Origin of the sequence: Streptomyces lasalocidi (assembly GCF_005280215.1) — a bacterium.
GTDB lineage: Bacteria > Actinomycetota > Actinomycetes > Streptomycetales > Streptomycetaceae > Streptomyces > Streptomyces longwoodensis.
In genome coordinates this window covers 6,197,378-6,209,297 of record NZ_SZNQ01000001.1, presented here as the reverse complement: position 1 = coordinate 6,209,297, position 11,920 = coordinate 6,197,378, and the positions used below count along the sequence as shown (strand labels likewise).

The 11,920-nt window shown below is 70.9% G+C and carries 12 protein-coding genes and 1 pseudogene; 8 read left to right on the top strand and 5 right to left on the bottom strand.

All coding sequences use genetic code 11. The features are described 5' to 3' along the window. The first annotated feature begins 51 nt into the window (after positions 1 to 51). The 6 genes from E4U91_RS28005 (at position 52) to E4U91_RS39950 (ending at position 4,121) form a co-directional block, all read left to right on the top strand. Complete coding sequence (locus E4U91_RS28005) at positions 52 to 720, top strand: DedA family protein (RefSeq protein WP_137309398.1); 669 nt, start codon at positions 52 to 54, stop codon at positions 718 to 720. Further along, on the top strand, positions 717 to 1,322 hold the full coding sequence (locus E4U91_RS28000; protein ID WP_137309397.1) for a phosphatase PAP2 family protein: 606 nt from the start codon (positions 717 to 719) through the stop codon (positions 1,320 to 1,322). Before E4U91_RS28005 ends, E4U91_RS28000 begins: the two co-directional genes overlap by 4 nt. Continuing rightward, positions 1,319 to 2,131, top strand: coding sequence for a phosphatase PAP2 family protein (locus E4U91_RS27995; RefSeq protein WP_137309396.1), 813 nt, complete (start codon positions 1,319 to 1,321; stop codon positions 2,129 to 2,131). Before E4U91_RS28000 ends, E4U91_RS27995 begins: the two co-directional genes overlap by 4 nt. Next, positions 2,085 to 2,747, top strand: coding sequence for a response regulator transcription factor (locus E4U91_RS27990; protein WP_137309395.1), 663 nt, complete (start codon positions 2,085 to 2,087; stop codon positions 2,745 to 2,747). The genes E4U91_RS27995 and E4U91_RS27990 overlap by 47 nt, the downstream gene beginning before the upstream one ends. After that, a complete protein-coding gene (locus tag E4U91_RS27985) occupies positions 2,744 to 3,763 on the top strand; it encodes a sensor histidine kinase (protein WP_422070915.1) in 1,020 nt (339 codons plus the stop codon). Before E4U91_RS27990 ends, E4U91_RS27985 begins: the two co-directional genes overlap by 4 nt. A gap of 85 nt (positions 3,764 to 3,848) precedes the next feature. Next, entirely contained in the window at positions 3,849 to 4,121 is a 273-nt protein-coding gene (locus E4U91_RS39950; protein ID WP_422070944.1) for a sensor histidine kinase, read from the top strand. 28 nt (positions 4,122 to 4,149) lie between these two features. Here the strand turns inward: E4U91_RS39950 and E4U91_RS27980 are convergent, their stop codons facing one another. Next, positions 4,150 to 4,941 (bottom strand): COG4705 family protein, encoded by a 792-nt coding sequence (locus E4U91_RS27980; RefSeq protein WP_137309394.1) that lies wholly within the window; start codon positions 4,939 to 4,941, stop codon positions 4,150 to 4,152. Positions 4,942 to 5,477: 536 nt separating this feature from the next. Here E4U91_RS27980 and E4U91_RS27975 point away from each other — a divergent pair. After that, a complete protein-coding gene (locus tag E4U91_RS27975; RefSeq protein WP_137309393.1) occupies positions 5,478 to 6,626 on the top strand; it encodes a serine hydrolase domain-containing protein in 1,149 nt (382 codons plus the stop codon). A 30-nt stretch (positions 6,627 to 6,656) separates the two neighbouring features. On the opposite strand, the pseudogene E4U91_RS40120 reads toward E4U91_RS27975, so the two are convergent. Next, a pseudogene (locus tag E4U91_RS40120) lies at positions 6,657 to 6,980 on the bottom strand (transposase); the annotation flags it as partial. Here E4U91_RS40120 and E4U91_RS27970 point away from each other — a divergent pair. After that, a complete protein-coding gene (locus tag E4U91_RS27970) occupies positions 6,931 to 7,758 on the top strand; it encodes a helix-turn-helix transcriptional regulator (RefSeq protein ID WP_479681757.1) in 828 nt (275 codons plus the stop codon). The pseudogene E4U91_RS40120 and the gene E4U91_RS27970 sit on opposite strands and share 50 nt — an antisense overlap. 707 nt (positions 7,759 to 8,465) lie before the next feature. Here E4U91_RS27970 and E4U91_RS27965 read toward each other — a convergent pair. From E4U91_RS27965 to E4U91_RS27955, 3 genes are all read right to left on the bottom strand, one after another. Then, positions 8,466 to 8,954 (bottom strand): GNAT family N-acetyltransferase, encoded by a 489-nt coding sequence (locus E4U91_RS27965; RefSeq protein ID WP_168218169.1) that lies wholly within the window; start codon positions 8,952 to 8,954, stop codon positions 8,466 to 8,468. Positions 8,955 to 9,080: 126 nt separating this feature from the next. Further along, a complete protein-coding gene (locus tag E4U91_RS27960; protein WP_137309391.1) occupies positions 9,081 to 10,298 on the bottom strand; it encodes a cellulose-binding domain-containing protein in 1,218 nt (405 codons plus the stop codon). Positions 10,299 to 10,459: 161 nt separating this feature from the next. Then, positions 10,460 to 11,851 carry a cellulase family glycosylhydrolase gene (locus E4U91_RS27955; RefSeq protein WP_137309390.1) on the bottom strand — a complete coding sequence of 464 codons (1,392 nt, stop codon included), beginning with the start codon at positions 11,849 to 11,851 and terminating at the stop codon, positions 10,460 to 10,462. Positions 11,852 to 11,920: the final 69 nt, after the last annotated feature.

Here is an 11,920-nt window from a genome sequence, read left to right as displayed (position 1 = left end):
CGATCCGCCGCATCCGACAGTCCGGAAGAACGACGAAGGGGCTCCCAGCCGATGACCACAGCCATGCATCTATCGTCGCAGCTCGCCGTCAATGTGCTGGACGCGCGGTCGCTGCTGTCCGCGTTCGGCGTGCTGGGCGTGGGCGTGGTGCTGTTCGCCGAGACCGGGCTGCTGATCGGCTTCTTCCTCCCGGGCGATTCCCTGCTGTTCACGGCCGGTCTGCTGTGCACGGGCACCGCCGGGAGCGGCCTGAAGCTGTCACTCGCCCCGCTCCTGGTCGCCGCGGCGGTGGGAGCGCTGGCCGGCTCGCAGTGCGGCTACCTCCTTGGCCGTCGAGCGGGCGGCGCCCTGCTCGCCCGAAGCCGCTCGGCCCGCCTGCACGAGGGGGCGAGACGCGCGGAGGAGCTGCTGGAGCGCTACGGGTACGCGAAGGCGATCGTCCTGGCCCGCTTCGTTCCGGTGGTGCGCACGGTCCTGAACCCGATGGCGGGCGCCCTGCGGGTGCCGGTGCGCACGTTCACAGTCTGGCAGGTGACCGGCGGGCTGGGGTGGAGCCTGGGGCTCACCCTGGCGGGCTACGCGCTGGGCTCCTCCGTGCCGAATGTGGACCGCTATCTGCTGCCGATGGTCGCGGTGATCGTGGGCCTGTCGCTGATTCCGGTCGCCTCCGAGGTGTACCGCTCGCGCCGGGACGCGAAGGCGAAGGAGGCACGGGGATGATCATCGCCCTTGACGGCTCGTCGGTCGACGGCTCGGCCTACACCGCCGTGGTGAACCTCGCCCGGCGCTCCCCCCTCTGGTTGGACGACACGGTGTCGGCCTGGTCGACGTACGGGCTCGCCCTGTTCGCGGTGCTCATGGCCATCGGCTGGTGGCATGCCCGGCGGGTGGGCGCCACCGCGTCCGTGACGGCACTCGCCGTGCCGTTCGTCGTGGTCGTTGCCTTCGGTGTGGACGCGGTGCTGAAGCTGCTGGTGCGCGAGGACCGGCCCTGCCAGAGCCTGCGGGTGACCACGCTGGAGGCGTGTCCGGCACCTGGCGACTGGTCCTTCCCCAGCAACCACGCGGCCATCGCCGCCGCGGCGGCCGTCGCCCTGCTGTTCGTCTCCCGCCGGCTCGGCGCGGTCGCCGTGGTGGCCGCCTGCGCGATGGCCGTCTCGCGTGTCTGGGTGGGCGCGCACTACCCCCACGACGTGCTGGCCGGGGTCGTGGTGGGCGCCGTGGCCGCCCTGCTCCTCATGTCGGCACTGCGCGGGCGTGCGGAGGCCGCAGCCCTGCGGCTCGCGGCCACCCGTCTGCGTCCGCTGCTGGTGGTGTCGTGAAGCGCGGCGAGGCCGCCGAACTGGCCGGCAGCTGCGGGCTCGGAGCGTGGACGGCGTTCGGCGTGCTGACCATGGTCGTAGTGGGCCACGACGGCACACCGCTGTTCGCGGACGCCGACCTCCTCTCGTGGTCCGTCGGCCACCGGCCCGACGTGGCGGTGGCGCTCGCCCGCGGGCTGACCGACACCGGGACCGGTGCCGTTCCGTACGCGCTGGCGGTGCTGGCCGCGCTCATCGCGGGGCGCACCCCACGGCAGCGCACGCTCGCCGTGGCGCTCTGTCTGGGCTGCCTCGGTGCGGGCCAGGCGCTGCGGTACGCGGTGATGACACTCGTCACCCGGCCGCGACCGCCCCTGACGGACTGGGCGGCGCATGCCTCGGGATGGGCGTTCCCGTCCGGTCACACCACCACGGCGGCCCTCACCGCGGGACTGCTGATCATCGCCATCCGCATACGCGGCCCGCGTGGCAGGACTGTGCTCACCCTGGTCATCGGCGGCTGGGGTGCGTCGGTCGGGCTGACCCGCGTCTACCTCGGGGTGCACTGGTTCACCGACGTCGTCGGCGGCTGGCTGTTCGCCCTCGGGTGGCTCGGCCTGTGCCTGAGCGCCGTGGCCCGCTGGCTCCCCGACCGTTGGGCCCCCGGCGTGACGGACACGGACTCGGCGCGCGGCACGGCAGAACCGACGGGCAGCACGGCAGGGGGCCGAACGCACACGGCACCGGAACAGACGGACGTGGCACGAGAGCAGAGGGAGGACCATGCGCCAGACGATCCTGGTCGTCGAGGACGATCACGCCCTGCGTGACGTGCTGATGCGCGGACTGCGCGACGAGGACTTCGACCCCGTGCCCGCACCGGACGGCGCCACCGCCCTACGACTGGCCACCCCCGCCATCTCCGCCACCGTGCTCGACATCGGGCTGCCCGACGCCGACGGGAGGGACGTGTGCCAGGCGATGCGCGCGAACGGATTCCTCTCCCCCGTCATCTTCCTGACCGCCCACCACCGGCTGAGCGACCGGCTGTCCGGGTTCTCGGCCGGAGGCGACGACTATCTGCCCAAGCCGTTCCACCTTGCCGAACTTGCAGCCCGCCTGCGCGCAGCCCTCAAACGGGCCGCACCGCCACCCGCTGCCGCAGCGGGAGATCTGGCACTGGACGCCATCCGGCACACGGTCAGCGTCCGAGGCATCCGAGTCGACCTGACACCGACCGAGTTCCGCCTCCTGGCGGCGCTCATGGCGGCTTCCGGCGGCATCGTGCGCCGCTGCGAGCTGGTCCGGGCGGCCTGGCCGGAGGGTGCCCACGTGCACGACAACACCCTCGACCAGTATCTGACCCGCCTGCGACGCAAGCTGCGCGAGGCGGGCAGCGACCGGACGATCGGCACTGCCCGCGGGGTCGGCCACCGCCTGTCATGAGCGGGTCCCGCCACCGGCTACGGCCCGCCGTGACCGGTGTCCTCCACCGTCTGGCACCCCGAACTCTGCGCGGCCGGCTGTCCCTGGTGGCCCTCACCACGGCCCCGCTACTGATGCTGGTCCTCACCGTCGCCTTCAACGCCGTGGCCCAGCACCGCCTCCAGCACCAGGCGGGCGACGAACTGTGCACCCGCGCCTCCGTCGTGACGACAACCGACACCACCGGCACGACCGTACGAGTCCTGGAAACGTCCAACGACGCCCTCCTCGACACCAACGCGTGGATCTACGCCGGCCGACGCCTGCTGAAAGAGCCGCCGAACGCCGGCCGCCTCACCCGCGTCGCCGACGCCCTTACCGGGCGCGGCGGGCGGCGGTGCGTCACCGCCGACGTGGACGGCCCTCTCCGGCTGTGCTCGCAGCCGGTGTCCACGGACAAGAGCGGGGCCCTGGTGGTCACCGCGCTCGGCCTCTCCCCCTACCGGAGTTCGGCCGACACCCTGCTCCTGGGATCGCTCGCGCAGGACGTCATGATGCTCGCCTGCACCTACGCCCTGACCCGGCTGGCAGTAGGCCGCGCGTTGCGCCCGGTCCGCACGATGACCGACCAGGCCACCCAGTGGAGCGCCGTCGCCTCCGAAGAACGCTTCGGCCATACCCGGCACCCGGCCGAACTCGCGCGCCTCGGTACATCACTGGACGCCATACTGGACCGCAGCCGCACCCTCCTGCGCCACGAGCGGCAGCTCACCGGGGAACTCTCGCACGGGCTGTGCATACCCCTGAGCCGGATCATCGCCGAACTCGACTGGTGGCGGACCCGCCCCCGCACCGCCGACGAGACCCACGCCACCCACAAGGTGACCACGGAAGCCGCCCAGACCCTGCGCACATCTGCGACACCCTCCTCGACGACGGCCCGCAGTGGCACACTCACCGCTCCCGGCCCCGCCGAGATCCTCTCCGCGCTGCGACGCCACGCCTCACCGAAGTCCTCAACACGTCGCAGCACTTGACGATCGCCGTTGACGGCCCGCTTCTGGAGGCTGGAGTCCCACCCACCCTCCTGGAACACATCGTCAGCCCGCTCCTGACCAACGCCTGCCGCTACGCCCGCTCCATCGCCATCCGTGCTGTCGCGCACCCGACGGCGTACGCGTCGACGTCATCGACGACGGGCCCGGCGTACCGCCCCCGTTCGCCGGACAACTCTTCGAGCCCGGCCGACGCGCGGATCCCGGCGACGGACACAGCGGAGCGGGCCTGGGACTGCCGCTGGCGCGACGCCTGGCCCGCTCCGTCGGCGGCGAGGTGACCTACGATCCCGGGCACCCGCCCGGGGCACGGTTCGTGGTCAGCCTGCCCGCCGGGTGACCGCGCCGCACTCGACGCCACCGGCGTGTCATGGCGTGATGTCGCGCTGAACGTCCTTGCGGGAGACGGCCAGGTAGCCGACGAAGCCGAGGATGGCCACCGTCCAGGACAGCGTGACCGGCCCCAGGCCCAGGTCGAGTCCGCCCCTGCCGTGGCCGAGGGCCATCCAGTCGGCGACAGAGGCACCGAGCGGGCGGGTGATGACGTACGCGGCCCAGAACGCGGCCACCGCGTTCAGGCTCCCCCACCGATGGGCGACGGCCGGAACGGCGATCGCAGCTGCGTACAGGACGGCGGAGCCCAGGTAGCCGAGGCCGATCGTGGCGGTGAGGTCGCCGGCGGCGGTTCCGAGAGCGAACGTGGCCAGCACGGCGGCCCAGTAGAAGCTCTCGCGGCGCCGGGTGTGGATGCTGTGGATGGACAGGGTGCGCTCGCTGCGGTGCCAGAGGGCGAAGACGGCGGCCAGCGCGGCCATGAAGAACGGGGTCGACAGCGTGTACGGCACGCCGAGGCCGACGTGCAGGACGTCGGCGGCCATGGTGCCGAACACGCTGACCATGACGATCGCCGTCCAGTAGACCCAGGCCACGTACCGACGGACGGCGAACTGCACCGCCAGAGCGGCCACCAGGGCGATGCCGCCGAGGCCGACAGCGGGGATCGGGCCGACCAGGTGGGCCAGGAAGTCGGACGCCGTCTCGCCCACCCCGGTGGTCAGCACCTTGATGATCCAGAAGTAGACAGTCACCTCCGGCACCTTGCTCGCCGCGTGACGGATGTGGCCCACGGGCCGGTTGTGAGTGAGGTGATCAGTCGACATGACAGGCACCATGACACGGTGCCCAGTGCTCGCCCCAGACCCCTTTGCCAGGGTTTTGGCGCTTCCAGTACGGGAGTTGCCCGAGGCAGGACCGAACCTGAAAGCGACCTGAACACAGAAGCAGGTGCACTGGTCAGCAGCGTGCCGCCAGTGATATCGGCTGCCTCCCGGCACCGGTCCGGCCATTGAGAAGCAGGACGCGACAGTTGGTTCGCCCAACGGCCGGACATCGATCCCGTGATCGGTTCGAATCCGGTCAGGTGCGTCTGAACGCCGCTGGGCGAGGACGATCAGACGGTCATCGACGACGAGGGCGAGCACGGTGTCGTCGGCATTCTCCAGCGTCGCCTCCCGCAGACGGACGCAGTCGCCGCGGTTGGCCGCCGGCGAGATCACAGGCCGCCCGCCCCGACCGGTTCCACGTCCTGGCGCTGGCTGCACAGGCAAGACCGACGTGCACGGCAAGCCGAGCAGTGATGATTCCTGGCCTGTGCGGGAGTCTGTCTTTCGACAGCAAGCTTCTGGAAGGCAGCCTCATGACGACCCTGCACGACTTGCTCGAAGCCCACGTTGGTGCCGGTACGCTCCCGGGAGCCGTTGGCCTCGTGGCCCGGGGTGACCAGGTCGAGGTGGCGGCCGTCGGCGCGCACGACGCCGGTGGCGGCGCCCCGATGGCGAGGGACTCCATCTTCCGGGTCGCCTCGATCACCAAGTCCGTCACCGCGGCCGCCCTGCTGATCCTCGTGGAGGAGGGCACGATCGCACTGGACGACCCGATCGGGATGTGGCTGCCGGAGCTGGGGAAGCCGGTGGTCGTACGCACGCCGGCGAGCCCGGTGGACGACGTGGTGCCGGCCGACCGGCCCATCACCGTATTCGACGTGCTGGCCTCCCAGGCCGGGTACGGATTCCCCTCCGACTTCACACTGCCGGCGGTGCAGGAGTTGTTCACGGTGCAGAAGGACGGCCGGGTGCCGAGCAACTTCCCGCCGGCCGACGAGTGGATGGCCGCGCTCGGCCGCATCCCGCTGCTGTACCAGCCCGGCGCTGCCTGGCTGTACGACACCTGCTCCGTCCTGCAAGGGGTATTGATCTCGCGGGTCACCGGACAGCCGCTGCCGGAGTTCCTGACGGAGCGGATCTTCGGGCCGCTGGGCATGGTGGACACCGGCTTCGAGGTGCCGGCCGCCAAGCGGGACCGGTTCACCAGCTTCTACAGGCCAGGCGACGACGGCAGCCTGGAACTCGCCGACGGCCCGGACGGCGAGTGGAGCAGCCTGCCCGCGCTACCGCTCGGCAATGGCGGGCTGGCCTCGACCGCCGACGACTGGCTGGCCTTCTGCCGGATGTTGCTGGCCGGCGGGATGGCGGCCGACGGCCGCCGGGTGCTGTCGGCCGACTCCGTACGCATGATGACCACCGACCATACTAATCCGGCCCAGCGCGACATCGGCCGACTGTTCCTGGAGGGCCAGGGCTGGGGCTTCGGCGGCTCGGTCGACATCGACCGGTCCAACCCGTGGAATGTGCCCGGCCGTTACGGCTGGATCGGCGGCACGGGCACAGCGGCGCACGTCGTCCCGGCCACGGGTGCGGTCACCATCCTGCTGACTCAGGTAGCAGCGATGGGTCCCGTGCCGGCACCGGTGATCAGGGAGTTCTGGCGGTACGCGGCGGACGCCTGACACAACTGCCCCTGCAAAGGGGACGCTGGGTACCGTCCTGACCAGGTGGAAGACCTCGCAGGCCGCATAGCACTTGAGGCTTCGGACTATCTCGCGCCGGGTCTTGCCCTCCTTGCTGCGACGTTCGCAGTAGGTGCGCGGGTCGACGCGCAGGCGAGTCTGCGCAATCCGGTGCAGAGCCGCATTCGCTTGCCGGTCGCCGCCCCGGCTGAGGCGACGGTACTGCCGACTGCCCGAGGAACGCTCGACCGGGCTGCCCCCGCAGAGCGCCGCGAACGACGCCTCACTACCCAGGCGTTCCGGGATGTCCCCCACCGTGATCAGCAAAGTGACGGCCGTGTCCGGACCAATGCCTGGTCTGCGGCGCGAGGAGGTGGCCTTGCTCGCAGGGGTGAGCATCGACCATTCCGTCCGCCTGGAGCGCGGCAACCTCAAGGGCGTCTCCGACACAGTCCTCGACTCACTCGCTCAAGCCCTGCAGCTCGATGCGGCAGAGCGCGCGCATCTGCGCGATCTGCCGCTCGCCTCGAACTCTGGCCCGCGACGCCGTCGGCCCTCCGACCGACAGCAGATCACAGCGAACGTGCAGCGGGCCCTGGCCGCGATGACGGATGTGCCCGCGATCGTCCGCCTCGACATCGTCGCCGCCAATCCGCTCGGCTTCGCCCTGTACGCACCCATGTTCTCCGGCGGGAAAAGACGCCCGCGAACATCGCCCGGTTCAAGTTCTCGACCCCAGGGGGCGCGAGTTCTTCGGCTGCAATTGGGACGAGTCCATGAGCAACACAGTCGCCCTGCGCATACCGAGGCCGGAATGGCTCCGCACGACAAGAGGCTGACCGACCTCATCGGCGAACCGGTGACGCGCAGCGAAGAGTTCCGTACCACCTGGGCAAAGCACAACGTGCGCCTGCACCATTCGGGCAGTGAACAGTTCCACCACCCGGCCGTCGGGGATCTCACACTCGACTTCGACGCCATGCAGTTTTTCGCCAGACCCGGCCTCACGCTCGGCGTCATGAGCGCGCCACCCGGCTCCGTCAGCGAAGACGCTCTCAAACTCCTCGCCACATGGGCCGCCACCCCTGAAGAGGCGGGGCTGGCACACCTTCTGGTCACGCCCGAGGCATGAAGCAAGACCACGCCCCGACCGTCCAGGTGGTGACCGCCCGTTGGGTCGATGAGCAGGAACGGCCTTACGGGAGGTCAGCTGACGGTGTGGGGGTAGGGACTCGGACCCTGGTGGCTTGTGTAGGCAGTGCGCGGACCAAGGTCGGGCATCGGCGGCCCGCAGTTCCTTCAGCTTCCGGACCTGCTGGGCGAGTGCGATCGCAAAGCAGCTGCACGCCGCACGCGCCAAAGGAGCCCGGAACACATAAGGTGCCGACCTCATCGTGCGCGGCAGCGCAGCCGATCTCACGGCGAAGCGGCAGTAGAACGCTCCGCTGCCGCTTCGCCGTCTCACGGCTCCGCGCAGAGTCCCCTCAGCGGTCCCCGGCGGGGCTGCGCCGTATCACTCGCGTATCACAAAGGGATCACCAACTGGGTGGCCCCTCACGGACCAGGAACCCCTGACCTGCTATTTCATGCCCACGCTGGACTGACGTGGACGCCCTTGGACGGTTCCTACAACCTGTGCCAGGTGGTGCCCAGTGAGGGACCCAGGATCAGCACCGGGGCGTCTTCCGGCCCGTCGAAGCGGTATTGCAGGGTGTTCGGGGGTGTCTCACTCACGCCCCAGACCTTCTCATGTCTCGCGACGTCCCACACGGTCGGGGGAACGTGCGTTCGATGCACATGCCCTGACCGCCTCCCTCCCTGCGGCGCCCGTGCCCCGGGTCATGCCGGAGGAACGCGGAACTCGAACTCGGGACGGTCCCACGGCACGGCGGGCGGGTTCGCGGGCGCGGTGCCGGTGCGCACCGCGCCCACGCGGTGGTAGAAGTCCTCGGCGGGGAGGTGCGACACGACCGTGACGTGGTCGAGTCCGGCGGCACGGGCCTCGGACAGCATGTGCGCCACCAGCAGCCGGCCGATCCCCAGCCCTTGCACGTCGTCGGCCACGAACAGCAGGTCGAGCTCCGGTGGCGCGAGGACGAGCGCGTAGAACCCGAGGACCCGGCCGTCGTGCTCACCGCCCCCGACGGCCACGAAGACGCGGTGGGCCTCGATGTAGTCGGGCCCCACCCGGTAGCCCGCGACTGCGCTCGCGTACTTCCCCTCATAGGCGCCGGAGCCGCGCACGAGCCGCGTGAGCCGCTTGGCGTCCTTGGCGACGGCCCTGCGGATGGTGATCTGCGGGCTGGTCGGGGAAGTGCGCCTGCTCATCGGACGAGTATGGCGCACCAGGGGGTGTCTCCTCGCGGCGGGCGGACGCCTGGGGAGCCGGTCCGAGGACGGGCCGGCTCCCCCTGCCGGCCCTCGGGCCGGCTCCCCCTGCTGTGGTCCGGCCGGTCAGCAGCCGATCGGTGACGAGCCGACCGCCACGTCGTCGAACCACAGCGTGTCGTCGCCCGTGCCGTAGCTCTCCCAGCCCAGGCGCAGGGCGGTCGGGCGGGGCGGGGTCGTGCGGGCCAGCCACTGCTGGTCGACGTCCTGGGTGGGGACGCCGTCGGCGTGCAGGCCCGGGACCTGTTCGTCGCCGAGCCAGGTGTCGAGCTTGGGCGCGGACGTGTCGATCGCGAACCGCAGGCACTGCCAACTCCCCGTCGGCAGCGGTCGGCTGAGCGCCACGCCGGTCGGGCTCTGGGCGGGCAGGGTGGCGTCGTCCGTCTCCCGGTTCCACTGCAGGGCGCCGTTCTGGCCGCCGACGCGCAGGCTCCGGCCGCCCTGGGAGGAGTCGGGCATGGAGACGAACGCGACGTGGGCCGCGGGCAGCGCGGTGGTGTGCCGCACCCACATGCGTACGTACATCACCGGGCCGACGGAGGACAGGTCGGCGGTGGCGGCGACGAAGGCGTGGTTGCAGTAACCGGCCCTGCCGTCGACCCGCAGCGACTTGCCTCCGCCGTGCGCGACCGATGTGTCGACGGCGGCCGTGCCGGTGCCCTGGCAGTCGGGTGCGGTGAAGCGCCAGGCCCCGGACGGGGTGGTGCCGGTCTGGTCCTCGAAGCCCGAGCAGATCACGGCCGAACCGCAGTCGGCGCTCGGGGGCGGAGTGGTGGGCGGCGGCGTGCTCGGGGGCGGGGTGGTCGGCGGCTGCGTGGTCGGGGGCGGGGTGGTGGGCGGCGGGGTGCCGGTGCCGCCGCAGGACACGCCGTTGAGGGCGAAGTCGACCGGTGCCGGGGCGGACGAGCGCCAGGTGCCCTGGAGGCCGAAGTCGGCGGTGCCGCCCGTGGCCAGGGCGCCGTTCCAGTTCGTGTTCACGGCGACGACGGAGCTGCCCGTCTGGGTGACGGTGGCGTTCCACGCCGAGGTCACCTGCTGGTCACCGGCGTACGTCCACGTCAGGCGCCAACTCGTCACAGCGGGACCGAGGTTGGTGACCTTGAGCTGGGCGGTGTAGCCGCCCGTCCACTGGTTCACGGTGTAGTCGACCCGGCAGCCGGACTCGGCGCCGCTCGCCGACAGGACGGTGAAGCCGGACGCGAGGAGCGCGACGGCCGTGAGGAACGCCGCGGCCGTCCAAGGGCGGCGCGGGCGGCACAGTAAGCGCCGGAGAAGGGTGCGCATGCATACCTCCGGTGGGGCGAAGGGGCGGGCGGGAGCGCCCCCTTGCTTTTGGGAGCGCTCCCAATGGGTTGGTGCGTCAGCAGGCCGGTGCGTCGGCATGCCGGCGCGTCAGTACGCCGGTGCGTGCGTGCGTCGTACGGGTTGTGCGGTGCGTGAGCGGGTCAGCTGGTCGGGAAGTTGTCGGCGGTGCTGATCCGGCTCTTGACCAGCGCGCCGGACTCCGTCAGCACCCCGCTGCTGCTGTAGTCGCCGCCGTCGCAGGTGCCCGGCTTGAACGCCGCGCTGCTCTCGTTGGCGTCGGAGTACGTCCAGTTGGCGTAGCTGATCTTCAACTGGTCGAGCAGGTCCAGCCAGGCCGTGGTGCTCGCCCGGTCCAGCGACCCGCCGCCCGTGGCGCTCACCGTGCCGAACTCGGTGACGAACAGCGGCAGTTTGGCCGCCGCCCGGCTCACCGTGGCGCGGTAGTTGTCCTTGTGGCTCGCGGCGTAGAAGTGGAACGCGTACATGATGTTGGACGCGTTGACCGGGTTGTTGACGACCTCGGTCTCGCTCGAGCCGTCCGAGACGCCCAGGGAGGACCAGCCGCGGGTGCCGACGATGACGACGGCGTCCGGGTCGGCGGCCCGGATGACGGGGATGACCTGCTCGGCGTAGCTCTTGATGGCCGTCCAGCTCACGCCGTTGGGCTCGTTGGCGATCTCGTAGATGACGTTCTTCTTGGCGGCGTTGCGGGCGGCGACGGACGCGAAGAACGTCTTGGCGCGGTCGATGTTGTAGTTCGGGTCGCCCGGGGTCAGGGTGTGGAAGTCGATCAGGGCGTACATGCCGCGGGCCTCGGCCATGTCGACGTAGCTGTTGACGCGGCTGGTGAAGCCGGCCGGGTCGGTCTCGTAGCCCTGCTCCTGCACGTACATGGCGATGCGCAGCAGGTCCGCCTTCCAGTTGGTCGCCAGGGCGTCCAGGGAGGCGCTGTTGTAGCACTTGCTGAACCACTGGATGCCGTGGGTGCTCATGCCGCGCAGCTGGATGGGGCGGTTGTACTGGTTGCACAGGTTGACGCCGCAGACCTTGAGCTGTCCGTTGACGCCCACGGGGGTGCCGGTGCCCGGGTTGCCGGGGGTGCCCGGGTCGGTCGGGGTGTCGCCGCCGACGGTGCCCGTGCAGGCCACGCCGTTGAGCGTGAACGCGGCGGGCTTGGGGTTGCTGCCCGTGAAGGTGCCGGTGAAGCCGAGGTCGGCACTGCCGCCGGTGGCCAGCGCGCGGTTCCAGTCCACGTTGGTGGCGCTGACCGTGGAACCCGACTGCGACCAGGTGCCGTTCCACCCCTGGGTCACCTTCTGACCGCCGTCCGGCCAGGTCCACTTGAGCGTCCAGCCGCTGACCGGGTCGCCCAGGTTGGTGACCTTCACCCCGGCCTGGAAGCCGCCCTGCCACTGGCTGGTGATCGTGTAGTCGACCTTGCAGCCGGTGGCGGCCACCGCCTGGGGGCCGGCCAGGGTCATCAGGCCCAGGGCCGTCGCGCAGGTGGCCAGGAGGGCCAAAGTGCGTTTCAACGTTCCTCCTCGTGCTCGTGCGATGCGAAGCGAACCGGAGAGATGACAGCGGGAGCGGAATGGGAGCGC

Excerpts from the sequence above, each read along its gene's own strand:
- E4U91_RS27975 (WP_137309393.1), top strand. The coding sequence starts at position 5,478 with ATGACGACCCTGCACGACTTGCTCGAAGCCCACGTTGGTGCCGGTACG.
- E4U91_RS27965 (WP_168218169.1), bottom strand. The coding sequence starts at position 8,954 with ATGAGCAGGCGCACTTCCCCGACCAGCCCGCAGATCACCATCCGCAGG.
- E4U91_RS27960 (WP_137309391.1), bottom strand. The coding sequence starts at position 10,298 with ATGCGCACCCTTCTCCGGCGCTTACTGTGCCGCCCGCGCCGCCCTTGG.
- E4U91_RS27980 (WP_137309394.1), bottom strand. The coding sequence starts at position 4,941 with ATGTCGACTGATCACCTCACTCACAACCGGCCCGTGGGCCACATCCGT.
- E4U91_RS28000 (WP_137309397.1), top strand. The coding sequence starts at position 717 with ATGATCATCGCCCTTGACGGCTCGTCGGTCGACGGCTCGGCCTACACC.
- E4U91_RS27990 (WP_137309395.1), top strand. The coding sequence starts at position 2,085 with ATGCGCCAGACGATCCTGGTCGTCGAGGACGATCACGCCCTGCGTGAC.
- E4U91_RS27985 (WP_422070915.1), top strand. The coding sequence starts at position 2,744 with ATGAGCGGGTCCCGCCACCGGCTACGGCCCGCCGTGACCGGTGTCCTC.
- E4U91_RS27970 (WP_479681757.1), top strand. The coding sequence starts at position 6,931 with ATGTCCCCCACCGTGATCAGCAAAGTGACGGCCGTGTCCGGACCAATG.
- E4U91_RS28005 (WP_137309398.1), top strand. The coding sequence starts at position 52 with ATGACCACAGCCATGCATCTATCGTCGCAGCTCGCCGTCAATGTGCTG.